We start from the raw sequence: 26,946 nt of genomic DNA on the forward strand, positions 1-26,946 counted from the left end.
CGGTTGGAGGGCGGGTTTTTTGATGGGGGATAGGGTGCCGGTGCCCCTCATCCGGCTGCCGCCACCTTCTCCCCGTCATGTCGGGGAGAAGGCATATGCCGCACTACCGTTGCCTCAAGCGCCGATGGCGAGCATGGCACGTCCCCTCTCCCCGTTCTTACGGGGAGAGGGTTAGGGTGAGGGGCAACCTCCAAGCCACCTGGCTTGTTTGGTGATCAGAAAACTTCAGCCTGTCTGCCACGGAATGAAACGCATCTCGGCAGTTTCGACTGCTTCCAACAACCGGCCATCCAGCACAGCGACAATCGTCTCCGTAACGGCCTCCGTCTCAGTCAGCACATCAACATTCCAGAACCGCAGAATGGCCCAACCCTCCTGGGTCATGAAGCCATCCCGGTGCCGATCATGCGCGCTGCCGGAATGCTGGCTGCCATCGACCTCCACGACCAGATGCGCTTCCCGGCACGCAAAATCGGCAAAATACTTCCCAATGGGAAATTGCCGCACGAACTTGAAGCCGTTGAGTTGCCGATTGCGCAATTCATTCCACAGCTTGGCTTCGGCATCATTATCTGTTTGCCGAAGCGATCGTGCGCGTTTGGTTTTGGGTTGATCGGGACCGCGCATCACCGCTTCATCCGTTGGCAATCAACGGTAAATCCCAAGTTTTCGATGCTTCAGCAAGTGCGAGATCTTTGTGTATGTGGCGGCCCCTCATCCGGTTCGCTGTCGCTCCACCACCTTCTCCCCGCATGCGGGGAGAAGAAATATGCCGCGCCGTATCGTCCCAAGCAGCAAGGCTGACCAGTGTGGACCTGCATCCCCGCTTTTCACCACACACAAAAATGCCCACCGGTGAGGGCGGGCATCATGTCGGTCGCGAGCAAAATCACTCAGCTGCGGTCTTGGTGTCGTCCGTCAGAAGCCCACTGGTTCTCAGCAGCGAGGCAAACCGCCCACCTTTCTCACTCAGCTCGTCAAAGCTGCCCATTTCGGCGATACGGCCCTGTTCGAGGAAAATGACCTTGTCGGCGTCGCGCACAGTGGAAAGCCGGTGGGCGATGATGAACGTGGTGCGGTTCTCACGCAGCCGGTCGATCGCCACCTTCACTCGCGCCTCGGTTTCCACGTCGAGCGCACTGGTCGCCTCATCAAGAACAAGGATCGGGGCGTTCTTGAGAATAGCACGGGCAATAGCGATACGCTGGCGCTCACCACCGGACAGCCGGTTGCCGCGTTCCCCGACAGAGGTGTCGAAACCCGTCAGTCGCGTCTGGATGAAATCGGCGGCGGCAGCTGCTTCGGCGGCAGCGAGCACCTCTTCTTCCGTCGCGCCATCCCGGCCGAGGCGGATGTTTTCGCTGATCGAGCGGTTCAGGAGGCCGGCATCCTGAAACACCGTGGCAATCGAATTGCGCAGCGATTTTCGGGTGACGGTGGAAATATCCGTGCCATCGATAAAAATCTTGCCCGTTTCCGGCTCGTAAACGCGCTGCAGTAGGTTGACCAGCGTCGTCTTGCCGGCACCTGTCGGGCCAACGATCGCAACTGTCTCACCGGCATTGGCAACGAAGGAAACGTCATGCACGCCCTGCGAGGTGCCGCCGAAAGCAAAGTTGATATTACGGAATTCCACCTTGCCGCGCACTGCGCCAAGTTCGGCAAGACCGGCCGGTTCTTCTCGCTCCTCGACGGAGTCTTCCAGCACGAAAAAGTCGTCCAGCTTGGCACGGGCTTCAAAGATCTGGGTAGCGAACTGGCGCAGAAGGTCCAGACGGCCGATCAGAAGGTTGGCGAAACCGATAAAGGCGATGACGTCACCGATCTTGAGTTCGCCGCGCTGAACAAGCATCGTGCCGATGACGAGAATAACGCCCATGGAAACGGTGGAGGCGGTGCGGTTCAAGGCGCCGGCAAGCGCCCACCAGTCGAGAACCGGATACTGGGCGGCCAGCAGGTTCTTGGTGTAGTCGCGTAGTGCACGCGTTTCCTGTTCGATGCGGTTATAGCTATGCACGACCGACACGTTGCTGATCGAGTCGCTGACGTGGGAAAATACGTTGTGATAATGGCTTTCCACGGAGGCCTGACCCTCCTTGGTGCGCTTCATCACCATGCGACCGATGAACCAGTAGATGATGGCGAGAACCATCAGCACGAGGCTGAGGCGCCAGTCCATGGAAATTGCGGTCGGGATCAGCAGTGCAATGGCAACGGCGGTGGCCAGATGCGTGCGCATGAATTCCAGCCACAGGCCGAACAGGGTTTCTGCGGCACGCAGAAGCGTGTGCAGCGCGTTGGACGTGCCACGCTTGTGGTGCCAGGACAGCGGCATGGAAATGATGCGGCCAAAGGCTTCCGTCAGAAGCGTGGCGCGGCGCCCATGCGCCAGCCGGTCCGCCTCACGGGCCACCAGCACGTAGGCGATCGTGTTGAACAGTCCAAAACCCGCCCAGGCGAGCAGGATAGGCGTCACCGGACTGTTGGAGGAGATCGCATCGAAAATCCGGCCAAACAGGATCGGCTCGATAATGGCTACCGCCGCAAGCACGACGTTGGCGATCACCACCACCGTCACCTTGAGGCGGTTGGCACCAAGATATTTCAGTGCTCTCCAATAGATCTGCAGCAGGCTCAATGCGTCATCCTTTGATGATATTTCATGCTTTTTTAGAGTGTCCAACCTGTATCGGCGCTGAACAGGTCAGATAGCGCGGCAGGTGGTGGCGACCAGACCGGCATGTTCAGGAGATAAATGTCATTCATCAGGTGTTCATACGGACTCTATCAAAACTTCGTGGAACAAAGTGATGGTTTTCACGTTGTCGCGGTCACAAAGCTAACATGATTTGTGTCGGAGAACTTCAATGCTTGGTACGATCCTGCTCGTTGTCCTTATCCTGCTTCTGATTGGTGCCCTCCCGAATTGGGGTCACAGCCGTAGCTGGGGTTACGGTCCGTCTGGCGGTCTGGGCCTCGTTGTTCTGATCTTGATCATTCTGCTTCTGATGGGCAGGATTTAACGAGCGGGGGACCCCGCGTTTTTGGGAAGGAAGTCGTTATGAAGAAAATCGTCCTCGTTGCCGCCATGGTCGGCGCTCTCGCATCCTGCACCTCCACCGAAAAGGGCACCGCCATCGGCGCAGGCTCCGGCGCCCTGATCGGTGGCGCGGTCACCAATAGCTGGGGTGGCGCAGCCGTCGGCGCGGTTGCCGGTGGTCTGGTTGGCGCCGCGATCGGCGAATCGCAGAAGCGTCAGGGCTACTGCATCTATCGCGATCGTTATGGCCGCACCTACGAAGCTCGTTGCCGCTAATCGACGGCTTGAACGTCCAGAAAACCGGCGCGGAGATGAAAAATCTCCGCGCCGGTTTTCTTTTGGCCCCAAGCATTACGACGTCTCAGGCGAAAAACGACGTCTCAGGCGAAAAACTGCCCGCCATTGGCGCTGAAGGTCGAACCGGTGATGAAGCCGGAATCATCCGACGCCAGAAACACCACGCAGCGGGCGATTTCTTCCGGCGTGCCCAATCTCCCGATCGGGATCTGTGGCAGGATTTTTTCGGCAAGCACATCCGGCGGTATCGCCATCACCATCTCCGTGCCGACGTAACCTGGGCAGATGGCATTGACGGTGATGTTGCGGTTCGCCCCCTCCTGCGCCAGCGCCTTGGTGAAGCCGAGATCGCCGGCCTTGGCGGCGGAATAGTTCACCTGGCCCGCCTGTCCACGCTGTCCGTTGATCGAGGAAATGCTGATGACGCGGCCAAAATTGCGCTCGCGCATGCCGGGCCAGACAGGATGCGTCATGTTGAAGAGCCCGGTCAGGTTGGTGGCGATCACCGCATTCCACATGTCGGGCGTCGTCTTGTGAAACATGGCATCGCGCGTGATGCCGGCATTGTTCACCAGCACATCCACCGGCCCCAGCAGCGCCTCCACCTCGGCGATGCCCGCCACGCAGGCATCGTAATCACGCACATCCCAGCGAAACACCGGTATGCCGGTTTTTTCGTGAAAGGCGCTCGCCCGCTCGACATTGCCGGCATAATTGGCGGCCACATGATAGCCCGCCGACTGCAAGGCGATGGAGATCGCAGCGCCGATCCCGCGCGTGCCACCCGACACCAAGGCCACTCTGGTCATTCCCGGCGCCTCCATTTCATCCGCTGCCACCGGCAGGCGGGCTTACATCACATCGCTTCCAGACACATGGCAACACCCATGCCGCCGCCAATGCACAAGGTGGCCAATCCCTTGGCAGCTTTCCGGCGCTTCATCTCGAACAGCAGTGTGTTAAGCACCCGCGCACCGGACGCCCCGATCGGGTGACCAATGGCAATTGCTCCACCATTGACGTTGACGATGGCCGGATCCCATCCCAAGTCGCGATTGACGGCGCAGGCCTGCGCCGCAAACGCTTCGTTGGCCTCCACGAGATCGAGGTCGGTAATTGACCACCCGGCTTTCTCCAGCGCTTTGCGCGAGGCCGGGATGGGCCCGGTACCCATCAGCTGCGGATCGACGCCGGCGGTCGCCCAGGAGGCGATGCGGGCCAGTGGCGTCAGGCCACGGCGCGCCGCTTCCGCTTCTGTCATCAAAAGCACGGCGGCGGCACCATCGTTGATGCCGGAGGCATTGCCTGCTGTCACCGTGCCATCCTTGTCGAAGGCCGGGCGCAGTTTCGCAAGGCTGTCCAGCGTTGCGCCGATGCGGATATATTCGTCGCTATCGATCGTCACATCGCCCTTGCGGGTCTTCAGCACAAAGGGAACAATCTCGTCGGCAAAGCGTCCGGCCTTCTGTGCGGCCTCGGCCTTGTTCTGCGAAGCGACGGCAAACTGGTCCTGATCATCGCGCGAGAGCTGCCACTGGCGAGCGATGTTTTCCGCCGTGATGCCCATGTGGTAACCGTAGAATGCGTCGGTCAGGCCATCGCTGATCATGGTGTCGACCATCTTCATGTCGCCCATCTTGGTGCCGCTGCGCAGATGCGCGCAATGCGGCGCCATCGACATCGATTCCTGCCCCCCGGCGACAATGATTGCGGCATCGCCGGTGGCGATTTGCTGCATGCCGAGTGCGACGGCGCGAAGTCCGGAGCCGCAAAGCTGGTTGACACCCCAGGCGGTCGTTTCCTGCGGTGCGCCCGCCTTCATCGCCGCCTGCCGCGCCGGGTTCTGGCCTTCACCGGCGGCAAGCACCTGGCCCAGAATGACCTCGTCCACCTCGCCCGCATCCACGCCGGCACGCTCCAGAACGCCTCGAATGACCGTGGCGCCCAGTTCGTGAGCGGGAACGGTCGAGAACGCGCCGTTAAAGGCACCGACGGCGGTGCGTGCAGCGGACACGATCACGATCGAAGGCTGGTTCATGGGATGTCTCCTCAAGCATCGGCATGGTTTTCCTGAAACTGGCAAAGCTCATGCGCCAAGTCAAACTGCATTGCACCAAGGCGAGGTAATGGCGGAATTGCTAATATGCCTGCATTTTCCGCGCAGCATGCCTTCATCGCAGCGCACAAAAATCCATTGTCACTGCAACCGGTTTGGGCGTAGTGTTCTCGCGGGAGAGGAAACCCGCATAACAGAACGATGTTAAGGGGACGAGGAGGAGAATATGGCGAAGAATGAAGGCCAAGTTGTCATCAAGAAATATGCCAACAGACGCCTCTATAACACAGGCACCAGCACCTATGTGACGCTGGAAGACCTTGCGAAAATGGTCAAGAAGGGCGAGGAATTCTCGGTCCAGGACGCCAAGACCGGCGAGGATATTACCCATTCTGTCCTGACGCAGATTATTTTCGAACAGGAATCCAAGACCGGCAACACCCTTTTGCCGGTGTCCTTCCTGCGTCAGCTGATCACCTATTACGGCGATCAGATGCAGATGGTCGTGCCGACCTTTCTCGAACATTCGATGAAGACGTTTGCCGATCAGCAGACGCAGATGCGCGAGCATATGACGCGCACATTCGGCGAAACGCCGCTCACGAAAAACCTGCAGGCACCGATGCAGATGATGGAAGAACAGGTGCGCCGCAATACGGAAATGTTCCGTCAGGCGGTGCAGATGTTCACGCCGTTCACAGGGCAGGTGGAAACGCCTCAAGAACCTCGCAAGCCGGCTGATGCGAAGGACCTCGACGAGCTGAAGGAACAGCTGCGCTCGCTGCAGACGCGTCTGGACAGCATGACATGATCTGTCCCTGAGCTTTCTTCGGCAACTAAGGACAACAAAAAAGCCCGGTCGCGAGACCGGGCTTTTTTGAATGACTTGCGTCAGAAAAGCTTATGCGCTTTCCTTCGGGGTCAGAACCTGACGACCGCGGTACATGCCGGTCTTCAGGTCGATGTGGTGCGGACGGCGAAGTTCGCCGGAGTTCTTGTCCTCGACGAAGGTCGGGGTTGCGAGCGCGTCAGCAGAGCGGCGCATACCGCGCTTGGATCGGCTAACTTTTCTCTTCGGTACTGCCATTTTAAGTACTCCAATTGACGTGCAGACTATAATCCCCGGCCGAGAAATCAGGCCGAATGGACGTGTCTGGAACTCGGAAATTGGGGCGGCTTATACATGCGGTATCGGCCTTTGACCAGTCCCCACAGCGATTTTCGAGTCGATTTTTGAGAATCGCCCGATCGGCACTTCGATTCAGGCCTCGTCCTCGGGAACGATCCAGCTTTCCGCCTTGGCCGCCGCCTCCCAGCTTTGCCATGCGGCTGTCGCCTTCATGGCTTCCATATAGACACGGGCGTCGTCGTCAACGGTTATGTCGTAGACATCCAGTCGATTGACGACAGGCGCATACATGGCGTCTGCGGCGGAAAAGGCGCCGAACAGGAAAGGCCCGCCGGAACGTTCGCGCATCTCCCGCCAGATGGTGGTGATACGCTTCACATCGTCCGCGACGGCTGTTGCCGTATCCGCATCAAGGTCGAGGGCGGCCCGCGGGCGTCGCATGTTCATCGGGCAGGCATTGCGCAGGCCGCGAAAGCCGGAGAGCATCTCCATGGAGATGGCGCGTGCCATTGCCCGGTCACCGGGATCTTCCGGCCAGAACTGTTTTTCCGGATAGAGCTCGGCGACATATTCGATGATCGCCAGCGATTCCCATACCCGCAGCCGGCCATGGTGCAGCACCGGCACTTTTGAGGTGGGGGAGATTTCGGCAAAACAGGGATTGCCGGCCGGCATGTCGAACGGGATCAGCACTTCTTCAAACGGCACGTCGAAAGCGGTCAAGGCGATCCACGGGCGAAAGGACCAGGAGGAATAGTTCTTGTTGCCGATATAAAGCGTCAGCGCATCCATGCCAGGATCTCCATTGGTGGTGAGGAGAACCTAACGACAGGTTGCAATCGTGACCAATGAAATCCTGAGAACCTATCTATAAAGGCAGGTGATATAATCGCCAGCACTCTGCGCGCGGCGTTCGACCACGGAGGCCAGGCGCTGCATGCCGCGACCGGGCTTGCTTGCGACCCGGGTGATAGGGTTTGGCAACGAAACGGCGAGGAGGGCGGCCTGCCGGCGGCTGAGTTTTGAAGCGGACGTCTTGAAATGTCTTTGGGCGGCCGCACCGGCACCGTAGGTCTGGGGCCCCAGTTCGGCGACATTGAGATAGATTTCCATCATCCGCTCCTTCGACCAGATGAAATCCGCCCACAGCGCAAGCGGCATTTCCAGCCCTTTGCGCAGAAAGGACCGGCCATTCCACAAAAACAGGTTTTTCACCGTCTGCATGGGAATGGTGCTGGCACCACGGGTGGATTCCCCATCCAGCGCATCCTGAACGACACCGCGCATCTGGTTCCAGTCGACGCCGCCATGGGCGCAGAACTGGCCGTCTTCCGACATCATCACCGAGCGCACGAGGTTCGGCGAGATATTTTCGAAAGAGGTCCATTGACGATCATAACCACGCAACATGGCAAGGTCTGCGATCATCAATGTTGAGATCGGGCGGATGAACGGGATGGCGTAAAGGACGACGAGAAAATAGGGGAGGATCAGAAACGCTGCGATGGCCAGCATAACGCGCCGGACAATCGTGTTTGAAAGCATCCGCCGGTGACGGGATCGCGCCACTGGCTGCTCCTCTTTCCTGTCATGCTGTTCGACCGGGCTGATGTCCAAGATCGCACTCATTTGTCGCCTCTCGCCCGTTCTAGCGTCCAAACCCCATAAAAACCAGCCGTCCGGCCCGGTCATGCCCGTAAAACTAACGGTGATCGGAATATGACATTGCCAGTGCTTTCGCCGCATGTCAGATAGCGCCCATGATCTCTGAGACCAGCCATTCCGCCTCCGTCTTCGAAAATCGCCTGCGTGACAGCGCGGCGGAAACGCAGGCGGCCCTTGTCGCCATGCTGGGCGGGGATGCGCTGGCGGACGAGACGGTACGGCCTTCGAACCTCCTGGCGGCCATGCGTCACGGCACATTGAATGGTGGCAAGCGCCTGCGGCCGTTTCTGGTGCGCGAAACGGCGGCCATGCTCGGCGGCAATGCCGCTGCGGCGCTGCGTGTCGGCGTGGCGCTGGAATGCCTACATTGTTATTCGTTGATCCACGATGATCTGCCAGCCATGGATGACGACGACCTGCGCCGTGGCCAACCGACCGTACACAAGGCTTATGACGAGGCGACGGCCATCCTCGCCGGCGACGCGCTTCTGACCTGCGCTTTCGATATTATCGCGGCACCTGAAACCGATCTTTCCGACCGCCAGAAGGTCGAGCTTGTGCTCGCCCTGTCACGCGCCGCCGGCATGGGTGGCATGGTGGGCGGGCAGGTGCTCGATATCGAGGCCGAAAAGAACCGGCCGGATGAAAAGGGTATTCTCACCCTGCAGGCCATGAAGACCGGCGCCTTGATCCGTTTTGCCTGCGAAGCGGGAGCCATCGCAGCCGGAGCCGGCGAAGCCGATCGCCAGACCCTGCGCCGCTTCGGAGACATCATCGGCCTTGCCTTCCAACTGGCCGATGATCTTCTCGACATCAAGTCGGATGCGGCAACGCTCGGCAAGGCCACCGGCAAGGATGCCGGCCGTGGCAAGGGCACGCTTGTTGCCTTGCATGGCATGGAATGGGCGGAAAAGCGGCTGGATACGCTGGTGGCCGATGCCGAAAATCTGCTCTCGCCCTATGGCGAAAAGGCTGCCATTCTGCGGGAAGCGGCTCGCTTCATCGCCGACCGCAAGAGCTGACCGGTTCGGACCCATCGGGTGCTTCGGACCTCCCGAGGGAGAGTAACGCATGCCGGATATACATACTTTCCTTTCGGCGATTTGGCCGGCTTATACGGCTTATCTCATCACGGTTCTCAGTCCCGGTCCCGCCAATTTCGCCATCATGGGTACGGCTATCGCGCAAGGCCGCCACGCCGGCCTCGTCATTGCGCGCGGCATTTTCTGTGGTTCGCTGACATGGGGTGTTTCAGCGGCGCTCGGTCTGGCGGCACTGTTGCGAACCTATGCTTTCGCACTCGAAATCATCAAGGTCGTTGGTGGTCTTTACCTGATATACCTCGCGTGGAAGGCCTACAGGTCTGCGCGGACGGCAGATGCCGCGCTGACGGGCGGCGACGTAAGGACGAACTATACGACCAGACAGCTATGGTTGCGTGGTTATGCCATCCACATCACCAATCCGAAGGCGATTTTTGGTTGGCTTGCGATCATGTCGCTGGGCTTGCCGGCCGATGCACCGCCGTCCATGGTTCTGTCGATGCTTGGCATCTTCAGCACGTCGAGTTTCGTCATCTTCATGGGCTATGCGCTGCTGTTTTCGACCCGGCATGCGCTGCGTATCTACAAATCCGCCCGCCGCTGGATCGAAGGCACCATGGCGATCTTTTACGGCGTCGCGGGTATCAAGCTGCTGACCAGCCGCATCTGATGACACTTGTCGAAATGAAAACAGCCCCGCAACCCATCAGGAGTGCGAGGCTGTCGATAATGGTTTTAGACCGTCAGGCCGATCAGTTCTGCTCGATCGGCGCAATCGCCACTTCGACACGGCGGTTCTGGGCGCGTCCGTCCGGCGTTGCATTGGTGGCAATCGGCTGCGACGGGCCGAAGCCCATGGTCGAGATACGGCGCTGGTCGATACCACGGCCGCCGAGATAATTGGCAACCGAAGCGGCGCGGCGCTCCGACAGGCCCTGGTTATGCTGCAGGCTGCCCGTCGAGTCGGTGTGGCCATTGATGTCGATATAGGTCTTGCCGAACTTGTTGAGCACGATCGCGACCGAATCCAGCGTCCGGTAGAACGGCGGAATGACCTGGTCCTGATCGGTGGCAAACGTGATGTTGGACGGCATGTTGAGGATGATGCGGTCGCCCTGGCGGGTGACGGACACGCCGGTGCCCTGCAGTTCGCGGCGCAGCTCGGCTTCCTGATTGTCCATGTAATTGCCGATCGCACCGCCGGCCAGACCGCCGATCGCGGCGCCGATCAGCGCATTGCGGCCCTTGTTGCCGCCGCCGACCACGAGACCGCCCAGTGCGCCGAGACCGGCGCCGATGGCAGCGCCGCCTGCCATGTTCGAGGTCTTTTGCTCACCCGTATACGGGTCGGTGGTGGTGCAGGCGGAAAGATAGGTGGCGCACAGCGCTACCAATGCAAACTTCTTCAGCATTCGAATCGTTGCCCCCGTCGTCTGAGATGTTTTTCCCTTTACCACAAAATGCGGCGAAACGACGAGTGAACGGATAAGTGATCGATTGTCAGTGCGGTGGTTACCGACTGACAGCCTGAATTCAGGCGTTTGCCGAGATTACTCGGCAGCCGTCTTCTGGCCAAAACGGTTCTCGATATAGTCGATCACCAGCTTTTCGAAATCGGCGGCGATGTTCGGTCCACGCAGCGTCATCGCCTTCTTGCCGTCGATGAAGATCGGCGCGGCCGGTGTTTCGCCGGTGCCGGGCAGCGAAATGCCGATATCGGCATGTTTGCTTTCGCCCGGACCATTGACGATGCAGCCCATGACGGCGACGTTCAGCGCCTCGACGCCAGGATATTTTTCACGCCAGATCGGCATGTTCTTGCGGATGTCGTTCTGGATGTTCTGGGCGAGTTCCTGGAACACGGTCGAGGTGGTACGACCGCAGCCGGGACACGCGGCCACGACCGGAATAAACTGGCGGAAACCCATGACCTGCAGGATTTCCTGGGCCACCTGCACTTCCTTGGTGCGGTCGCCATTCGGCTCCGGCGTCAGCGAAACGCGTATGGTGTCGCCGATGCCGTGCTGTAGCACGTAGCCCATGGCAGCCGACGATGCGACGATGCCCTTGGAGCCCATGCCGGCCTCGGTGAGGCCGAGATGCAGGGCATGGTTGGAACGCTCGGCCAGCATCGAATAACAGGCGATCAGGTCCTGCACCTGGCTGACCTTGGCCGAAAGAATGATGCGGTTGCGCGGGAGGCCGATCGATTCGGCGAGTTCCGCCGAGATCAGCGCCGACTGCACGATCGCCTCGTGCATGACCTGACGGGCCGACAGCGGCGATCCCTGTTCGGAATTGCGGTCCATCAGCGTGGTCAGGAGATCCTGATCGAGCGAACCCCAGTTGACGCCGATGCGCACCGGCTTGTCGTAGCGGATCGCCATCTCGATGATGTCGGCGAACTGCTTGTCCTTCTTGTCCTTGAAACCGACATTGCCCGGATTGATGCGGTACTTTGCAAGCGCCTCGGCGCAGGCCGGATGATCGGCAAGAAGCTTGTGGCCGATATAATGAAAATCGCCGACGAGAGGCACGTCGAGACCCAGACGCAGCAGGCGCTCGCGCACCTTTGGCACGGCAGCAGCACTTTCGTCGCGGTCGACGGTGATGCGCACGATTTCCGATCCGGCCTTGTAGAGGGCCGCGACCTGCGCGACCGTCGCATCGACATCGGCGGTATCGGTATTGGTCATGGACTGGACGACAACGGGCGCGCCGCCGCCGACGATCACGCCACCAACATCGACGGCAACAGTGGCGCGACGGGGTTTTGGATCATAATCGATGGGTGAGGACATCAAACGTCTCGGTACCTTGGCTATTGGACCACTCAGGTGGATCATGGCATGCGCCTTGTCAACCTGCGCGGTCGTCACTTTACCTCGTTCCGCTCCTCACGGCGAGCCTTCTCATTGCGTCAGTGATGTGCGCTGTCGGCATGGCGGGCAAGCGATGAAAACGCCATGGCGATGATGATCAGCACCGAAAGACCGACAAAGATGATGCCGAGCCCGGTATGGCGGGCGATGAAACCGATGGCCGAAGGCGCCACCAGAATGCCGGAATAGCCCATCGTCGTGACGATGGAGAGACCGACGCCCGGCGCCATGCCCGGCAGATTGCCGGCCGCGGAAAAGGCGATCGGCACGATGTTGGAAATGCCGATGCCGCACAGCGCAAAACCGATGATGGCGATGGTGGAATTGCCGGCGAAGCCGATAATCATCAGGCCGACAATGGCGATGGCGGCGCAGGCCCGCAGCGTTTTCACCGCGCCAAAACGGTCGCGGATCAGGTCGCCGGCAAAACGCATCACGGCCATGGTCAGCGAGAAGGCGGCAAAGGCGAAGCCGGACAGCGTCGTGGATGCGCCGAGTTCGTTGCGCATGTAGAGCGCACCCCAGTCGAGGATGGCGCCCTCCGGGATCATGCAGAACAGTGCCAGAATGCCGATCAGCCAAGGCAGGGGCGATTTCGGAAGGCCACGCGGTCGGCTTGAGGCGTCTTCGTCGGGATGCGGGGCATCATGAAAAACAAGCGGCCAGGCGGCAGCAAGCATAATGGCCGCAGCCACGGTTGCGATAAGGGCGTGAGAGCCGACGCCGATATGGTCTATGAGAAAGCCGCCGGTTGACGCGCCGATAAGCCCGCCCAAGCTCCAAAAGGCATGGCAGGACGACATGATGGCGCGGCGCATATGCCGCTCAACCGAAACCGCATTGGCGTTCATCGCCACATCCATGGCGCCGATCAGCCCGCCGAACAGGAAGATCGCAATGCCGCCGGTCCAGATATCGTAGACATAGGTGAGATAAAGGAGGCAGGGCGTCACCAACACTGCGACAGTGCGGGTGACGAGGCTCGAACCAAAACGGGCAATCTGGCTGCCTGCAATCGGCATCATCACCAGCGAGCCAAGACCAAAGATCAGGATCATGACGCCGAGTTTCGCCTCATCGAGGTGAAGCCGCGTCGCAAATTCCGGAATTTTGGGTGCCCAGGCGCCGATCAGGAAACCGTTCATCAGAAACAGGAGGGCAACACCGATACGTTCGCGGGTGATCGCAGGCCGTTCGGCCCGAGCGGCGGAATTTTGCATCTTCGTATCCATCCGTCCTCCCTTCATCGGGCGAAGCAGAAACCCGATTGCATTCTTTCTGAAATACCCTAAAGCGCAGAGCCTGCAACCATGCGAGGCGCCAACGGGCGTAATCCTTTGAAATCCAGCACAGCCAGCGGCATTCTTTTCGTCAGCCTGTCCTATTTCGTGTTCACGCTTCACGATGCGGTGGTCAAGCTTCTGGTCGCCGATGTCAGCGTCTGGCAGATCCTGTTTTTCCGCAGCATGACGATCCTGATCGCCTGCCTGATTATCGGCGGGCGTGGATTTGTCGGCCGCGTCATCCGCACGCCTGTGATGAAGCCGATGGCGGTGCGCAGCCTGTTCCTGCTCGGCGCGTGGTTTGCCTATTATACGGCGGCGAAATCGCTGCAGCTCGCCGAACTCACCACCATTTATTATGCCGCGCCAGTCGTCGCCACGCTGCTGGCCATCCCGATCCTGCATGAAAAGGTGCCACCCGTGCGCTGGGCAGCGATCATTCTCGGTTTTGTCGGCGTGCTGATTGCCGCCAATCCGGTCGGCCTCACCATCTCCATCCCGGTTGGCCTGGCCCTGCTGGCCGCAATCCTGTGGGCCGGCGCCAGCGTGCTGCTGCGCAAGACGGCAATGAACGAATCGACGCTGGTGCAGATGACGCTGACCAACGCCTTCTTTGTGCTGATGACCTGTGTCATGGCCATCTATCACTGGAAGGCAGTCGATCTCGGGAGTGGTGTCCTGCTTCTGCTGGTCGGCCTGCTCGGCGGCACGGCGCAGGCGGCGCTGTTCGAAGCCATGCGGCGTGCGCCGGTTTCTGTTCTGGCGCCATTCGAATATTCGTCGCTGATCTGGGCTTTCGTGCTGGGCTACGTCATCTGGCAGGATATTCCGGCCAGCAATGTGGCGTTCGGCGCCGCCCTGATTTTTTGCGCCGGTTTGCTCATCGTCTCTTCGGAGCGGCTGGCGGCCCGGCGTTATCGCCTCGGCAAGCCGGACGAGGTGACGGACGCCTGAGCTTTTGTCAGGCGCCCGCCATTCTTTCTGATCAGCTGCCGTAAACGATCAGCAGGTCTTTTGCGTCGATCTGGTCGCCGGCCTTCACCAGCACTTCCGAGATCGTGCCGTCCTTTTCCGCATGCAGCGCGGTTTCCATCTTCATCGCTTCGATGGAAAGCAGCACGTCACCGGCCTGAACCGTCTGGCCGGCGGCAACGGCCACCGTGGAGACAACACCCGGCATCGGCGCGCCGAGATGGGCTGAATTGCCCGCTTCGGCCTTACGACGCACAGCGCTTGCCGAGGTGCGGTTGCGATCCGGCACCTTGATGCGGCGCGGCTGGCCGTTCAGTTCGAAGAAGGCCGTCACCATGCCCTGCGCATCCGGAGCACTCGTCGCCTGGTTGACGATGACCAGCGTCTTGCCCTTTTCGATGTCAGCCAGCAGTTCCTCGCCATCCGCCATGCCGTAGAAATAGGCGTGGGTCGGCAGAACCGAGACCGGACCATAGGTATCCGACGCAAGCGCAAAATCGGTGAACACTTTTGGATACATCAGGTAGGAGGCGAACTCGAAATCGTCGACCTTGCGCTCCAGCTTGGTTTCGATGTCCTTGCGCTCCTTGTCGAGATCGGCCGGCGCCAGCAGCGAACCTGGCACGTCCGTATAGGGCGTGTCGCCCTTCAGAGCTTTTTTCTGGATGCCTTCCGGCCATCCGCCTGGAGGCTGGCCGAGATCGCCCTTCAGCATGGCGACGACCGAATCCGGGAAGGCGATATCCTTGGCCGGGTTTTCGACATCGGCAACGGTGAGGTCCTGAGAAACCATCATCAGTGCCATGTCGCCCACCACCTTAGAGGAGGGGGTGACTTTCACGATATCGCCGAACATCTGGTTCACGTCTGCATAGGTCTGGGCCACCTTGTGCCATTTGGTTTCCAGCCCCAGCGAGCGAGCCTGCTCCTTGAGGTTGGTGAACTGGCCGCCCGGCATTTCGTGCAGATAGACTTCCGACGCCGGACCCTTCAAATCGCTTTCGAAGGCGGCGTATTGGCCGCGCACCGCTTCCCAATAGAACGAGATTTTTCTGATCCATTCGGGATCGAGACCCGGATCGCGCTCGGTGCCGGAAAGCGCTTCGACGATCGAACCGAGGCAGGGCTGGGAGGTGTTGCCCGAAAGTGCGTCCATCGCCGCATCGACCACGTCGACACCGGCTTCCACGGCGGCCAGCACGGTCGCGGCCGAAATGCCGGACGTATCGTGTGTGTGAAAATGGATCGGCAGCGAGGTTTCTTCACGCAGCGCCTTGAACAGCGTGCGGGCGGCCGCCGGCTTCAGCAGACCGGCCATGTCCTTGACAGCGATGATATGGGCACCGGCCTTTTCCAGTTCCTGCGCCAGCGCGACGTAATATTGGAGATCGTATTTCGGGCGCGCCGAATTGGTCAGATCGCCCGTGTAGCAGATCGCCGCCTCGCAGAGTTTGTTTTCCTCCTGCACCGCATCCATCGATACGCGCATGTTGTCGACCCAGTTCAGGCAGTCGAACACGCGAAAGAGGTCGATGCCGCCCTTGGCCGCCTGACGGACGAAATATTTGACTACATTGTCCGGGTAGTTCTTGTAACCGACACCGTTGGCGCCGCGCAGAAGCATCTGCAAGAGCAGGTTCGGTGCGCCGTCGCGGATCAGCGACAGGCGTTCCCACGGGTCCTCGGTGAGGAAACGCATGGAAACGTCGAAAGTCGCACCGCCCCAGCATTCCAGCGAGAACAGGTTTGGCAAGGCGCGGGCATAAACATCGGCGACGCGGGCAATGTCATGGGTGCGCATGCGGGTGGCCAGCAGCGACTGATGGCCGTCGCGCATGGTCGTGTCGGTCATCAGCACACGATTTTGGCTGCGCACCCATTCGGCAAACTTTTTCGGGCCGAGTTCGTCCAGCTTCTGCTTGGTGCCGCTCTGGATCTCTCCATCGACATAAGGAAGCACTGGCTTTGCAGCATTGGCCGAAGGCTCCGGCCGCCCCTTGGTTTCCGGGTGACCGTTGACGGTCACGTCGGCGAGATAGGTCAGCAGCTTGGTGGCACGGTCGGCGCGCTTGACCTGCGCAAAAAGTTCCGGCGTCGTATCGATAAACCGTGTCGTATAGGAATTGTCGCGGAATTTTTCGTGGCCGATGATCGCTTCGAGGAAGGTCAGGTTGGTAGCGACGCCGCGAATACGGAATTCGCGCAATGCGCGGTCCATGCGGCTGATCGCTTCCTGCGGCGTCGAGCCCGAGGCGGTCACCTTCACCAGCAACGGGTCGTAATAGCGGGTGATGATCGCGCCCGTATAGGCCGTGCCACCATCGAGACGGATGCCGAAACCGGCCGCGGAACGATAGGCGGTGATGCGGCCGTAATCGGGAATGAAATTCTGTTCCGGGTCTTCGGTGGTGATGCGGCACTGCAGGGCGTGGCCGTTGAGGCGGATGTTTTCCTGAGCGGGCACGCCGGATTCTGGTGTGCCGATCGCAGCGCCTTCCAAGATGTGGATCTGCGCCTTGACGATATCGATGCCGGTCACGACTTCGGTAACCGTGTGCTCGACCTGAATGCGCGGGTTCACTTCGATGAAGTAGAATTTGCCGGTCTCGGCATCCATCAGGTATTCGACGGTGCCGGCGCCGACATAGTTCGTTGCCTTGGCGATCTTCAGTGAATAACCGGCGAGTTCGGCACGCTGCGCCTCGGAAAGATAAGGTGCCGGGGCGCGCTCAACCACTTTTTGGTTGCGGCGCTGGATGGAACAATCGCGTTCGAACAGATGAACGACATTGCCATGGGTATCGCCCAGAACCTGGCTTTCGACGTGGCGTGCGCTCTCCACCAGCTTTTCGAGATAAACTTCGTCCTTGCCGAAGGCGGCCTTGGCCTCGCGCTTGGCCTCGACGACTTCCTTTGCCAGATCCTTCGGATCGCGGATGGCGCGCATGCCGCGGCCACCGCCGCCCCAGGAGGCCTTCAGCATCACCGGATAACCGATTTCCTCGGCCATCTTTGCGACTTGCGCCATATCATCCGGCAGCGGATCGGTGGCAGGCACGACCGGCACGCCGACGGAGATCGCCAGATTGCGGGCCGCGACCTTGTTGCCGAGCTGGCGCATCGTATCGGGGCGCGGACCGATGAAGATGATACCGGCGGCATCGCAGGCATCGACGAATTCCGGGCTTTCCGACAGAAGGCCGTAACCGGGATGGATCGCATCGGCGCCGGAAAGTTTTGCCACCCGGATCACTTCGGAGATCGACAGATAGCTTTCGATGGGGCCCAGGTCTTTTTCCAGATGCGGGCCGCGGCCGACCTGATAACTTTCGTCCGCTTTGAAGCGGTGCAGCGAGAGTTTGTCCTCTTCCGCCCAGATGGCGACCGTTTTGATCCCGAGCTCATTGGCGGCGCGAAACACGCGGATGGCAATTTCGGATCGGTTGGCAACGAGAATCTTCGAGATCGGCAAGACTGTCTCCCATTCGTACTTGCGATATGCTGCAAACGCGAAACGAGCACTAATATCAGGCCGGATCAAGTCCAATCTATCGTTGGAATGGCGTCTGCGACAATCTCACGAGACAAGGCCGAGCCGAAAGGCGATGGCAACAACATGTTGTCTGTTGCTGGCTTCGAATTTTTCCTGAATGGCGTTGATGTACCAGTCCACGGTATGGTTCGAAATGGTCAGCGCCTTGGCTATTTCGTGCGAGGTCATACCCTCGGCAAGAAGGTGCAGCACTTCCGTTTCGCGGCGTGTGAGTGTGGTCTCGACCGATTTGATCGCTTCGAAATGCGATGCCTGGCCACCAAGCTCCAGCGTGCGCCAGAACATCTTTTTGGCGGCGGCGTCGAACATCGTCATTTCAGAGGGCGACAGTTCAATGATCTGGCCGCCGATGCTGACGTGACCGAGCAGGCCGTTGCGGCCATGGATGGGAAACGTATAGCCGTCGTTCAAACCGCTGCGGTTCGCATCCTGCATCATGCGCTGGATACGCTTGCGGTTTGGATCGCTCCTGAACATGCTGATGGCCTCGCGCCAGCGGAATGGCCGCTGCGCCACGGCCAACATGCGGACTGTCGGATCCACCATGCCGAATTTCTTGGCCGCGTAGGTTTCCTGCCAGCCATCCGGCCAGCGTCCGCATAAAACGGTGCTATCGAGATAGCCCAGTGTTTTGGATTTCATCCAGACACCGTAATAGCTGAAACCGTAGCTTTTCAGCACTGCCTCGAATTCCGCTGCCAGTTCTGTCTGGGTTTTGGCCTCTTGGGCCAAGACCAAAAAATGTAAAATCGAGTGAACCGTCACTCTAGCCCTCCGGCAACGGAAAAATTGGCATGCTTGTTCTCAGTCAATTCCGTCTGTCTGATAAACTCATGATTCATAGTCATCATCGTTTCTTAGCAATGCATAAAGGATAGAGCATGAAATCTTGCATTCAAATAAGAGCATGAATCGTATTTATACCCTCATTGTCCACTGCAAAATTAGAGTAAGGTTAGGTTCTCAAGAACAAATGCAGAATCGACCGAGTCAGCGATTCGTCGCCGTTTCGTTCCCACACTGTTCCAACTGCCGGTAAAGACTCGTCTTTCCTCCGTTCGTCGATGGCGGTTATCAGGACGCGGGCTCCTCAATCGCGAGAAACGTCTTGCGTTTGAAGGTCACTATCGCCATGTGTGGCGGAGCCTCCGGGGATGTCATTCTCCGGCGAAGTCATTTCAGTGCGGACTTTTGTCTTGAATGTTCAGCCCATGATATTGAGCGGCCGCGGTGTGACTGCGGTTCTCGGACCCACCAATACCGGCAAGACGCATTTCGCGATCGAACGTATGGTGGCGCATGGATCCGGCGTTATCGGACTGCCGCTGCGCCTGCTTGCGCGCGAGGTCTATGGTCGTCTGGTGGAAAAGGTCGGACACCACAATGTCGCGCTCATCACCGGAGAGGAAAAGATCACGCCGCATATGGCGCGCTTTTCCGTCTGTACCGTCGAGGCGATGCCGCGCGAGACCAAGGCTGCTTTCGTCGCCATCGATGAAGTGCAATTGGCTGGCGATCTCGAGCGCGGCCATATCTTTACCGATCGTCTCCTGCATCTGCGCGGCCGTGAGGAAACGCTGCTGCTCGGCGCCGCCACCATGCGTCCGATCCTGGAAAAACTTCTGCCCGGTATCACCGTCGTCGAGCGGCCGCGTCTGTCGCAGCTGTTTTATTCCGGCCAGAAAAAAATCACCCGGCTGCCGCAGCGCACAGCCATCGTCGCCTTTTCGGCCGACGAGGTCTATGCGATTGCCGAACTGATCCGCCGCCAGCGCGGCGGGGCCGCCGTGGTACTCGGCGCGCTCAGCCCGCGCACCCGCAATGCGCAGGTTGGGCTCTATCAGTCAGGCGATGTGGAATATCTGGTCGCCACCGATGCGATCGGCATGGGCCTCAATCTCGATGTGGACCACGTCGCCTTCGCGCAGGATCGCAAATTCGATGGGTATCAGTTCCGTAATTTGAACCCGTCGGAGATGGCGCAGATCGCCGGTCGTGCCGGTCGCCACCTGCGAGACGGCACGTTTGGTGTCACCGGTCAGGTACAGCCCTTTGACGAAGAACTGGTCGAGCGCATCGAAAGCCATCAGTTCGACAGTGTGAAAGTGCTGCAATGGCGCTCCAAGCAGCTCGATTTTTCGTCGCTGCGCGATCTGCGCAACAGTCTGGACGCGACGCCCGTCGTCCACGGGCTGACGCGGGCGCTGCCGGCAACAGACAGTCAGGCACTGGATCACCTGTCCCGTTACCCGGAGATCAAGGATCTGGCGACGACGCCCGCGCGCGTCGAAACATTGTGGGATGCTTGCGCGCTTCCCGATTATCGCCGAATTGCGCCGGCGCATCACGCGGACCTCATTTCGACGCTTTTTTCCGATCTGGTGCGACACGGCGCGGTCAACGAAGATTTCATGGCCGAGCAGGTGAAAAGGGCGGACCGAACCGAGGGCGAAATCGACACGCTTTCGGCGCGAATCGCCCAGATCAGAACCTGGACTTATGTTTCAAATCGCCCGGGTTGGTTGGCGCATCCGACACACTGGCAAGAAAAGACACGGGAAATCGAGGATAGGTTGTCCGACGCGCTACATGAAAGGTTGACGAAACGCTTTGTTGATCGCAGGACATCTGTGCTCATGAAGCGCCTGAGAGAGAATGCGATGCTGGAAGCAGAAATTAGTGTAAATGGCGATGTGTTCGTCGAAGGACATCACGTCGGACAACTTGCCGGTTTTCGGTTTACCGCCGTCTCGGGGACGGAAGGACCGGATGCCAAGGCCGTGCAGGCTGCCGCGCAGAAAGCGCTGGCTCTGGAATTCGAGGCACGCGCCGCGCGTCTTTACGCCAGCGGCAATGGTGACCTCGCGCTTGGTTCGGATGGTTTCGTCCGTTGGCTGGGTGATCCGGTGGCCCGCCTTGCGGAAAGCGACCATGTTATGCGGCCGCGCGTCATCCTGCTCTCCGACGAGCAGTTGACCGGCGCTGCCCGTGATCATGCGGCCGCCCGCATCGAGCGTTTTGTCAATCATCACATCGCCACGGTCCTGAAGCCGCTCGACGATCTGTCGCGCGCCGAAGACCTGCAGGGCATCGCCAAGGGGCTGGCATTCCAGATCGTCGAAAATCTTGGCGTGCTGTTCCGCCGTGACGTCGCCGATGACGTCAAGTCGCTGGATCAGGAAGGCCGCGCCTCGATGCGCCGGTATGGCGTGCGTTTCGGCGCCTACCACATTTTCATGCCTGCGCTGCTGAAGCCGGCTCCCGCCGAGCTGATCACGCTGCTGTGGGCGCTGAAGAACGACGGTCTCGACAAGCCGGGTTACGGCGAACTGATTCCTGCACTTGCAGCAGGACGTACCTCGGTTGTTGCCGACGCCACCTATGAGCGGATGTTCTATCGTCTGGCCGGTTTCCGTTTCCTCGGCAAGCGCGCCGTGCGCATCGACATCCTCGAGCGTCTGGCCGATTTGATCCGTCCACTGCTGCAGTGGAAGCCCGGTCAGCCGCGTCCGGAAGGTGCGTATGATGGCCGCCGCTTCACCACCACGACGGCCATGCTCTCCATCCTCGGCGCCACTGCCGACGACATGGAAGAAATCCTGAAGGGTCTCGGTTATCGCGCCGATGCCGTAAAGGCTGAAGAGGCTGCCGCATTCCTGGCTGGTGAAGACGCCAAGGCTGCCGTGACACCGGCTGTTGCCTCCGAACCTGCCGCTGAAGCCGTTGCTTCGGAAGAAGCTGCTGCTCCTGAAGCAACAGCCGAAGCCGCGCCGGTTGAAGCCGGCGCAGAAGCTGCCGAGCCGTCACCGGAAGTTTCCACGGAAGCCGCACCGGCAGCCGATGCCGAAGCGCCTGCGGGTGAGATCGCCGCTACCGAGGCCGAAGAGCCGAAGCCGGTTCTCCTGTGGCGTCCGGGTGGTGGTCGCAGTGAACAGCAGCGTGGCGGCCGTCCGCAGGGCGAACGCCGTGGCCATGGTCATCAGAACCGTGGTGAGGGCCAGAGTGCAGGCGAAGGTCAGCAACGTCGTGACAATCGTCGTGGCGGCGAAGGCCGCAACAACGAAGGTCGTGGCGAGCAGGAAGGCCGCGGCCGTGATGGCGGCAAGCCGAACCGTGGCGACCGTCGTCCCGACAATCGTGGTGGCGATCGTCCGCCGCGCGGCGACCGTCCGGAGCGTAATGACCGCAACGACCGTAACAAGTCGTCGCAGCAGCCGGCCCGTTTCGAGGCGCGTCCTCCGCGCAAGGAAAAGCCGCTGGATCCGGATTCGCCATTCGCAAAGCTGGCTGCTCTCAAGGAGCAGATGAAGAAGTGACGCCATGAGTGAAAAGCCATCTGGAGATCTGCGTCAGCGCATCGACAAGTGGCTTTTCTTCACCCGCATGGTGAAATCGCGGTCCCTGGCGCAAGGGCTGCTCAATTCCGGGCACGTCCGTGTCAACGGGCTGCCGATCCGCAAGCCCAGTTTCGAAGTGAAAGCCGGTGACAAGGTCGAGCTTTCACTCGAACGTCGAGACGTTATCCTGATCGTCAAGGCGGGTGGCGAACGTCGCGGTCCTTATGAAGAAGCCAGACAGCTTTATGAAGATCTGACGCCGCCACGCGAAGAGACGGAGCGCCTGAGCACCTTCGAGCAGGCACAACGTGTTCCGGGCAGTGGGCGCCCTACCAAGAAGGAGCGCCGCGAAACCGACCGGCTTTTTCCCGGTATAGGCGGTACGGATATCGATTGGCGGGACGATTAGAACAAACCTCCTGCGCTCAGTGATTTTTCGAAAAGCTTTATCCTTGCTAAGCAGGCTCAAAGGCTTTACCTGACGTTCGAAACAGCCGGATAGCCCGCCTCTGTCGTTCCAGCGGTCGCGTTGTCCTCGTCCGGCCCTCGGGGGCTCGACCTTTCCCGAAATCGGGTTCCTGACCAACGCGCTGACCTGGAGTGCCTCATGACGTATGTCGTGACCGACAACTGCATTCGCTGCAAATATACCGACTGTGTCGAAGTCTGCCCGGTAGACTGCTTTTACGAAGGCGAGAATTTTCTCGTCATCCATCCTGACGAATGCATCGATTGTGGTGTCTGCGAGCCGGAATGTCCTGCCGAGGCGATCAAGCCCGATACGGAGCCGGGGCTCGACAAGTGGCTGAAGCTGAATGCCGAATACGCCCAGGTCTGGCCGAATATCACCATCAAGCGTGATGCCATGCCGGAAGCCAAGGAAATGGATGGCGTAACCGACAAATTCGAGCAGTTCTTCTCACCTGAGCCCGGCTCTGGCGATTGATTTTATTGGGTAATCGGCGATAGTGAGAGCTGTCGCCGCCCTGTAGAATAAAGCGCAAATGATCAATGCCGTTTGGCATTGCCTAACCTTTACGCAGTGATTCGGGCGTTGTTTCTTCGCAACGGCGAAACCAAATCATTGATTTCCGCCTATTTTTGTGGTAGACAACCAATACTGTTCCACAAAGCGGCATGCGTGTGCCTTAAAAACATCACGAAAACAACACGTCCCTTTCGCGCGATCCCTGAGTTGCCATCAAGTCCGGGTGTCGGTCGCAATCGTGATCCTGTTGTTTTTTTCGCACGCGCTTCAAGCGGCGCAGTAATGGAGTCACCCGACGGTTTCCCCCGTCTCATCCGGGCCTGACTGACCCGGCCCCGGCAAGAACGCCGGGAGCGTAACAGGGAGTGTATTGTAAGAATGACGACCCAGCAGAAAAAATCTTCAGCGCGCCACGGCTTCAAGACTGGTGAATCCATTGTCTATCCGGCGCATGGAGTGGGCACCATCTCCGCAATCGAAGAACAGGAAGTGGCGGGCATGAAGCTCGAACTTTTTGTCATCGATTTCGAAAAGGACAAGATGCGCCTCAAGGTGCCGGTCGCCAAAGCCGTCAGCATCGGTATGCGCAAGCTTTCCGAGACCGATTTCGTTGAACGTGCATTGAAGGTCGTTCAGGGCAAGGCCCGCGTCAAGCGCACCATGTGGTCGCGTCGCGCCCAGGAATACGATGCAAAGATCAATTCCGGTGACCTGATCTCGATCGCCGAAGTCGTTCGCGATCTCTACCGCGCTGAAAACCAGCCCGAACAATCCTATTCCGAGCGCCAGCTTTATGAAGCTGCTCTTGACCGCATGGCCCGCGAAATCGGTGCCGTCAACAAGATGTCGGATACCGAGGCCGTTCGCCTGATCGAGACGAACCTCGCCAAGGGTCCGAAGCGCGGCAAGTCGGTTGAAGACGACGACGCACATGAGGAAGAAGCAGCCTGATCAAGGCCGCATTGACCTGAATTAAAAAACCCGGCTCAGCCGGGTTTTTTATTGGAACCATTTCTGGTTCCAAGCGTTACCCCGCCGGAACGGCGCTCTGATGTCTGAAGGGACCAGGCGCAGTTTTCATCCACGGGGGACATGGCATGAGCCGCGTATCCCTTACGACGAGCGACAAAACGAGGGGGCCACGACACCGCAGTCTCACGCCAAAATGCCGCATTTCTGGGTTCTTAGTAGCCCGTATGCGCAGGTCTCGTGAAATTGCGATGTCCTTGCCGGATCAACTTGTTTCAAGGAGACCGTGATGAATGCCATGTCCGCAGACCGCAATATGATCAAGATCGCCATGTCGGCACCCTACCTGGCCCGCGAGGAAGAAAGAGACCTCGCCGTGCGCTGGAAGGACGATCAAGACCAGGACGCCCGCAATCAAATTGCACTCGCCCATATGCGTCTCGTGATCGCCATGGCATCGAAGTTCCGCGGCTTCGGGCTTCCCATGAGCGACCTCGTACAAGAAGGCTATGTAGGGCTGCTTGAAGCGGCGGCAAGGTTTGAGCCCGCACGCGACGTTCGTTTCTCCACCTATGCCAGCTGGTGGATCCGCGCTTCGATGCAGGATTATATCCTGCGCAACTGGTCGATCGTCCGCGGCGGTACCAGTTCCGCCCAGAAGGCGCTGTTCTTCAATCTTCGTCGCCTGCGCGCAAAACTTGCCCGTGGCGACAGCAATCTCACCGCCCAGGCCATTCACGAGGAAATTGCAGTCGCGCTCGGCGTCAGCGTTGCCGATGTGCAGACCATGGATGCGCGCCTTTCCGGCAATGACGCCTCATTGCAGGCACCGTCGATCGCAGGCGATTCCGACAGTGGCGAGCGTCTCGACATGCTGGAAAGCGCAGAGCCTCTGCCGGATGAACAGGTGTCCGGCATGATCGACGGCGAGCGCCGCCTGAAATGGCTGCAGGGCGCGCTGACCAAGCTCAATGACCGCGAAAAGAAGATCATTCGCGCGCGTCGTCTGACCGACGATGGTGCCACCCTTGAGGCCCTCGGTGCCGAACTCGGCATTTCCAAGGAACGTGTGCGCCAGATCGAAAGCCGCGCCATCGAAAAGCTGAAATCAGCGCTGGTCACAATGAACCCGCAGATGGCTGCCGTTTCCTGAATGGTGGTTTCGAATAAAAGGCTTGCTGCGTCCTGCGCGCGGTTTTGCCGGTGACATAAAAAAGCCTCCAGGCCGCAGCGGCCTGGAAGCTTTCTTTTTATATAGTCGCTGTCAATTCCGGCAGGCTGGCATCATTCCGAAATGATCTTCACCTTCTGGCCGGGCGATACTGTTGCGCTGGCCGGCATGGCGTTGATCAGCTTGAAGAGGTCGAGTTTGCGATCCGTGCCCATCATGCGGGCCGCAAGACTGGTGATGGTATCATTGGCGCCGACGGTCACCACACGCACGCGCAGCGGCTTGAGGCTGGCAATCTCCTGCGGCGTCATCCGGCGAAAGCTCTGACGCAGGATATCTGCCGTCGGCTGCAGAATGGCGCTGCCCTTCGGCACGGCCGTCAGGAAACGAAAGATCTGCTTATCGATGCGAATGACGGTGACATCGAAATCCCAGCGCTCGGCGCTGGCGCGGGCAGTGGCCGCCGGCAGGCCGTTGACCGTGATTTCCCGCACGGTATCGGGCAGCAATCCGGCCACCCAGCCGCTGGTCATGTAATTGGTCAGGCTGCCGGTATCGCCGGCGGCAACGCCGTCGAAACGGATGGCGGTCTCGTTCGGACCGGTCGCCAGAACCGCCTCGACCTTGTTGTCGATACGAAACCCTTCCGGCACATCGAAACGGATGCCAAGGCCGCCATGCATGAACGTTTCGTTGCGCACATAGCCTTCTTCGGGGCTGTCGCCGTAAAGCAGGCCATCGATGCCGGCGAGATAGTAGTCGCGGCCACGGTCGCCGACCGTGCCTTCCTGGCCGAAATTGCGGGCATGCTGACGCGCCAGTTCCACGCGTTGCGGCGCGTTCGGATGGCTCGACAGGAAGTCGAGGCTCTGGTCATTGTCGGGATCGACCGCCGAATAGCGGGCGTAAGCCGCCATGGAATCGAGGAAACGCGGCGAAGCGTAAGGGTCGTAACCGGCTTCACCCAGCATGCGCACGCCGATCACGTCGGCCTGCAGCTCCTGTTGGCGGGAAAAGGCTGCGAGACGCAGTTTTCCACGCGCAAGCGCTGCCTTGCCGGCAAGGTCGCTGGAGAGCACTTCGGCGACCACCCGGCTGGCGATCACTTCCGCTTCTTCACGCTTCTGACGTTCGATGCCGTGGTTGGCCGTGACGTGGCCCATTTCGTGCGAGAGCACGGCCGCCACTTCCGAGGCATCATTGGCAAGCGCCAGCAGGCCGCGGGTAACGTAAAGATAACCGCCGGGCAGCGCGAAGGCGTTGATGGCCGGGGAGTTGAGAATGGTGATGCGGAATGACTGGTTCGGGTTTTCCGAAACCGCGGTCAGCGCGCCGGCAATGCGGGCCACCAGACGCTCCGTTTTGGCGTCGTGATATTCACCGCCGTAACTTGCCACGATGCGCGGATGCTCACGCGCGCCCATCTGCGCACGCGGATCGTTTTTCTGCACCTCATCAACAATCTGCGGATTGGACGAGGGCGAAACGTTGGCCTGATAGGTCTGGTCGAGGATCGACTGGCAACCGGAGAGGGCCGTCGCACCGGCCAGCATGAGACACA

The 26,946-nt window shown here is 59.7% G+C and carries 24 protein-coding genes; 11 read left to right on the forward strand and 13 right to left on the reverse strand.

The window, feature by feature from the left end:
* Window positions 1-225: 225 nt before the first annotated feature.
* A complete protein-coding gene (locus ACRQ1B_RS20330; RefSeq protein WP_432295857.1) occupies window positions 226-627 on the reverse strand; it encodes an endonuclease domain-containing protein in 402 nt (133 codons plus the stop codon).
* Between the two features lie 262 nt (window positions 628-889).
* Window positions 890-2,638: a glucan ABC transporter ATP-binding protein/ permease gene (locus tag ACRQ1B_RS20335; protein WP_432295858.1), complete on the reverse strand. Its 1,749-nt coding sequence runs from the start codon at window positions 2,636-2,638 to the stop codon at window positions 890-892.
* Between the two features lie 229 nt (window positions 2,639-2,867).
* Here ACRQ1B_RS20335 and ACRQ1B_RS20340 point away from each other — a divergent pair, with 229 nt between their 5' ends.
* Window positions 2,868-3,023 carry a DUF3309 family protein gene (locus ACRQ1B_RS20340; protein ID WP_112728864.1) on the forward strand — a complete coding sequence of 52 codons (156 nt, stop codon included), beginning with the start codon at window positions 2,868-2,870 and terminating at the stop codon, window positions 3,021-3,023.
* Window positions 3,024-3,061: 38 nt separating this feature from the next.
* Window positions 3,062-3,316, forward strand: a complete 255-nt coding sequence (locus ACRQ1B_RS20345) for a YMGG-like glycine zipper-containing protein (protein WP_132277485.1) — start codon at window positions 3,062-3,064, stop codon at window positions 3,314-3,316.
* A 104-nt stretch (window positions 3,317-3,420) separates the two neighbouring features.
* On the opposite strand, the gene phbB is transcribed toward ACRQ1B_RS20345, so the two are convergent.
* Window positions 3,421-4,146, reverse strand: a complete 726-nt coding sequence (gene phbB / locus ACRQ1B_RS20350; RefSeq protein ID WP_432295860.1) for an acetoacetyl-CoA reductase — start codon at window positions 4,144-4,146, stop codon at window positions 3,421-3,423.
* A gap of 47 nt (window positions 4,147-4,193) precedes the next feature.
* Window positions 4,194-5,375, reverse strand: coding sequence for an acetyl-CoA C-acetyltransferase (locus tag ACRQ1B_RS20355; RefSeq protein WP_432295862.1), 1,182 nt, complete (start codon window positions 5,373-5,375; stop codon window positions 4,194-4,196).
* Window positions 5,376-5,619: 244 nt separating this feature from the next.
* Here ACRQ1B_RS20355 and phaR point away from each other — a divergent pair, with 244 nt between their 5' ends.
* Window positions 5,620-6,204: a polyhydroxyalkanoate synthesis repressor PhaR gene (phaR, locus tag ACRQ1B_RS20360; RefSeq protein WP_432295863.1), complete on the forward strand. Its 585-nt coding sequence runs from the start codon at window positions 5,620-5,622 to the stop codon at window positions 6,202-6,204.
* Window positions 6,205-6,294: 90 nt separating this feature from the next.
* Here phaR and rpmF read toward each other — a convergent pair whose 3' ends face one another.
* The 3 genes from rpmF to mtgA form a co-directional block, all read right to left on the reverse strand.
* Window positions 6,295-6,480, reverse strand: coding sequence for a 50S ribosomal protein L32 (rpmF, locus tag ACRQ1B_RS20365; RefSeq protein ID WP_112458846.1), 186 nt, complete (start codon window positions 6,478-6,480; stop codon window positions 6,295-6,297).
* A gap of 174 nt (window positions 6,481-6,654) precedes the next feature.
* Window positions 6,655-7,314 (reverse strand): glutathione S-transferase family protein, encoded by a 660-nt coding sequence (locus tag ACRQ1B_RS20370; RefSeq protein ID WP_432295864.1) that lies wholly within the window; start codon window positions 7,312-7,314, stop codon window positions 6,655-6,657.
* 72 nt (window positions 7,315-7,386) lie between these two features.
* Window positions 7,387-8,067 (reverse strand): monofunctional biosynthetic peptidoglycan transglycosylase, encoded by a 681-nt coding sequence (gene mtgA, locus ACRQ1B_RS20375; protein ID WP_432296137.1) that lies wholly within the window; start codon window positions 8,065-8,067, stop codon window positions 7,387-7,389.
* A 215-nt stretch (window positions 8,068-8,282) separates the two neighbouring features.
* On the opposite strand from mtgA, the gene ACRQ1B_RS20380 reads away from it, so the two are divergent.
* Both ACRQ1B_RS20380 and ACRQ1B_RS20385 read left to right on the forward strand, forming a co-directional pair.
* Window positions 8,283-9,209 carry a polyprenyl synthetase family protein gene (locus tag ACRQ1B_RS20380; RefSeq protein WP_432295865.1) on the forward strand — a complete coding sequence of 309 codons (927 nt, stop codon included), beginning with the start codon at window positions 8,283-8,285 and terminating at the stop codon, window positions 9,207-9,209.
* 49 nt (window positions 9,210-9,258) lie between these two features.
* Window positions 9,259-9,900 (forward strand): LysE family translocator, encoded by a 642-nt coding sequence (locus tag ACRQ1B_RS20385; RefSeq protein ID WP_432295866.1) that lies wholly within the window; start codon window positions 9,259-9,261, stop codon window positions 9,898-9,900.
* Between the two features lie 82 nt (window positions 9,901-9,982).
* Here ACRQ1B_RS20385 and ACRQ1B_RS20390 read toward each other — a convergent pair whose 3' ends face one another.
* From ACRQ1B_RS20390 to ACRQ1B_RS20400, 3 genes are all read right to left on the reverse strand, one after another.
* Window positions 9,983-10,642 carry a YiaD family glycine zipper/OmpA-like lipoprotein gene (locus ACRQ1B_RS20390; protein WP_432295867.1) on the reverse strand — a complete coding sequence of 220 codons (660 nt, stop codon included), beginning with the start codon at window positions 10,640-10,642 and terminating at the stop codon, window positions 9,983-9,985.
* 138 nt (window positions 10,643-10,780) lie between these two features.
* Complete coding sequence (gene ispG, locus ACRQ1B_RS20395) at window positions 10,781-12,031, reverse strand: flavodoxin-dependent (E)-4-hydroxy-3-methylbut-2-enyl-diphosphate synthase (RefSeq protein ID WP_432295868.1); 1,251 nt, start codon at window positions 12,029-12,031, stop codon at window positions 10,781-10,783.
* Between the two features lie 119 nt (window positions 12,032-12,150).
* Window positions 12,151-13,344, reverse strand: a complete 1,194-nt coding sequence (locus tag ACRQ1B_RS20400; RefSeq protein WP_432295870.1) for an MFS transporter — start codon at window positions 13,342-13,344, stop codon at window positions 12,151-12,153.
* A 105-nt stretch (window positions 13,345-13,449) separates the two neighbouring features.
* Here ACRQ1B_RS20400 and ACRQ1B_RS20405 point away from each other — a divergent pair, with 105 nt between their 5' ends.
* Window positions 13,450-14,349, forward strand: coding sequence for a DMT family transporter (locus tag ACRQ1B_RS20405; RefSeq protein WP_432295871.1), 900 nt, complete (start codon window positions 13,450-13,452; stop codon window positions 14,347-14,349).
* Between the two features lie 31 nt (window positions 14,350-14,380).
* Here the strand turns inward: ACRQ1B_RS20405 and pyc are convergent, their stop codons facing one another.
* Both pyc and ACRQ1B_RS20415 read right to left on the reverse strand, forming a co-directional pair.
* A complete protein-coding gene (gene pyc / locus ACRQ1B_RS20410; RefSeq protein ID WP_432295872.1) occupies window positions 14,381-17,839 on the reverse strand; it encodes a pyruvate carboxylase in 3,459 nt (1,152 codons plus the stop codon).
* A gap of 105 nt (window positions 17,840-17,944) precedes the next feature.
* Entirely contained in the window at window positions 17,945-18,685 is a 741-nt protein-coding gene (locus tag ACRQ1B_RS20415) for a helix-turn-helix transcriptional regulator (RefSeq protein WP_432295873.1), read from the reverse strand.
* 446 nt (window positions 18,686-19,131) lie between these two features.
* Here ACRQ1B_RS20415 and ACRQ1B_RS20420 point away from each other — a divergent pair, with 446 nt between their 5' ends.
* From ACRQ1B_RS20420 to ACRQ1B_RS20440, 5 genes are all read left to right on the forward strand, one after another.
* Window positions 19,132-22,236 carry a helicase-related protein gene (locus ACRQ1B_RS20420; RefSeq protein ID WP_432295874.1) on the forward strand — a complete coding sequence of 1,035 codons (3,105 nt, stop codon included), beginning with the start codon at window positions 19,132-19,134 and terminating at the stop codon, window positions 22,234-22,236.
* A 4-nt stretch (window positions 22,237-22,240) separates the two neighbouring features.
* On the forward strand, window positions 22,241-22,666 hold the full coding sequence (locus ACRQ1B_RS20425) for an RNA-binding S4 domain-containing protein (protein ID WP_432295875.1): 426 nt from the start codon (window positions 22,241-22,243) through the stop codon (window positions 22,664-22,666).
* 198 nt (window positions 22,667-22,864) lie between these two features.
* Window positions 22,865-23,203 carry a ferredoxin FdxA gene (gene fdxA / locus ACRQ1B_RS20430; protein WP_432295876.1) on the forward strand — a complete coding sequence of 113 codons (339 nt, stop codon included), beginning with the start codon at window positions 22,865-22,867 and terminating at the stop codon, window positions 23,201-23,203.
* 420 nt (window positions 23,204-23,623) lie between these two features.
* Entirely contained in the window at window positions 23,624-24,196 is a 573-nt protein-coding gene (locus ACRQ1B_RS20435) for a CarD family transcriptional regulator (protein WP_432295877.1), read from the forward strand.
* A gap of 307 nt (window positions 24,197-24,503) precedes the next feature.
* The gene (locus tag ACRQ1B_RS20440; RefSeq protein WP_432295878.1) at window positions 24,504-25,367 is read left to right on the forward strand and encodes an RNA polymerase factor sigma-32; all 864 of its coding nucleotides are present in this window, start codon (window positions 24,504-24,506) and stop codon (window positions 25,365-25,367) included.
* 131 nt (window positions 25,368-25,498) lie between these two features.
* Here ACRQ1B_RS20440 and ACRQ1B_RS20445 read toward each other — a convergent pair whose 3' ends face one another.
* On the reverse strand, window positions 25,499-26,938 hold the full coding sequence (locus ACRQ1B_RS20445) for a M48 family metalloprotease (RefSeq protein ID WP_432296138.1): 1,440 nt from the start codon (window positions 26,936-26,938) through the stop codon (window positions 25,499-25,501).
* Between the last annotated feature and the right edge of the window lie 8 nt (window positions 26,939-26,946).

The organism is Endobacterium panacihumi (assembly GCF_050847465.1).
In the GTDB taxonomy this organism is placed as follows: domain Bacteria; phylum Pseudomonadota; class Alphaproteobacteria; order Rhizobiales; family Rhizobiaceae; genus Neorhizobium; species Neorhizobium panacihumi.

Coding starts and splice junctions, on each gene's coding strand:
- ACRQ1B_RS20330 (WP_432295857.1), bottom strand. CDS start 627: ATGCGCGGTCCCGATCAACCCAAAACCAAACGCGCACGATCGCTTCGG.
- ACRQ1B_RS20340 (WP_112728864.1), top strand. CDS start 2,868: ATGCTTGGTACGATCCTGCTCGTTGTCCTTATCCTGCTTCTGATTGGT.
- ACRQ1B_RS20345 (WP_132277485.1), top strand. CDS start 3,062: ATGAAGAAAATCGTCCTCGTTGCCGCCATGGTCGGCGCTCTCGCATCC.
- phbB (WP_432295860.1), bottom strand. CDS start 4,146: ATGACCAGAGTGGCCTTGGTGTCGGGTGGCACGCGCGGGATCGGCGCT.
- ACRQ1B_RS20355 (WP_432295862.1), bottom strand. CDS start 5,375: ATGAACCAGCCTTCGATCGTGATCGTGTCCGCTGCACGCACCGCCGTC.
- phaR (WP_432295863.1), top strand. CDS start 5,620: ATGGCGAAGAATGAAGGCCAAGTTGTCATCAAGAAATATGCCAACAGA.
- rpmF (WP_112458846.1), bottom strand. CDS start 6,480: ATGGCAGTACCGAAGAGAAAAGTTAGCCGATCCAAGCGCGGTATGCGC.
- ACRQ1B_RS20370 (WP_432295864.1), bottom strand. CDS start 7,314: ATGGATGCGCTGACGCTTTATATCGGCAACAAGAACTATTCCTCCTGG.
- mtgA (WP_432296137.1), bottom strand. CDS start 8,067: ATGCTTTCAAACACGATTGTCCGGCGCGTTATGCTGGCCATCGCAGCG.
- ACRQ1B_RS20380 (WP_432295865.1), top strand. CDS start 8,283: ATGATCTCTGAGACCAGCCATTCCGCCTCCGTCTTCGAAAATCGCCTG.
- ACRQ1B_RS20385 (WP_432295866.1), top strand. CDS start 9,259: ATGCCGGATATACATACTTTCCTTTCGGCGATTTGGCCGGCTTATACG.
- ACRQ1B_RS20390 (WP_432295867.1), bottom strand. CDS start 10,642: ATGCTGAAGAAGTTTGCATTGGTAGCGCTGTGCGCCACCTATCTTTCC.
- ispG (WP_432295868.1), bottom strand. CDS start 12,031: ATGTCCTCACCCATCGATTATGATCCAAAACCCCGTCGCGCCACTGTT.
- ACRQ1B_RS20400 (WP_432295870.1), bottom strand. CDS start 13,344: ATGGATACGAAGATGCAAAATTCCGCCGCTCGGGCCGAACGGCCTGCG.
- ACRQ1B_RS20420 (WP_432295874.1), top strand. CDS start 19,132: ATGATATTGAGCGGCCGCGGTGTGACTGCGGTTCTCGGACCCACCAAT.
- ACRQ1B_RS20425 (WP_432295875.1), top strand. CDS start 22,241: ATGAGTGAAAAGCCATCTGGAGATCTGCGTCAGCGCATCGACAAGTGG.
- fdxA (WP_432295876.1), top strand. CDS start 22,865: ATGACGTATGTCGTGACCGACAACTGCATTCGCTGCAAATATACCGAC.
- ACRQ1B_RS20435 (WP_432295877.1), top strand. CDS start 23,624: ATGACGACCCAGCAGAAAAAATCTTCAGCGCGCCACGGCTTCAAGACT.
- ACRQ1B_RS20440 (WP_432295878.1), top strand. CDS start 24,504: ATGAATGCCATGTCCGCAGACCGCAATATGATCAAGATCGCCATGTCG.
- ACRQ1B_RS20445 (WP_432296138.1), bottom strand. CDS start 26,938: ATGCTGGCCGGTGCGACGGCCCTCTCCGGTTGCCAGTCGATCCTCGAC.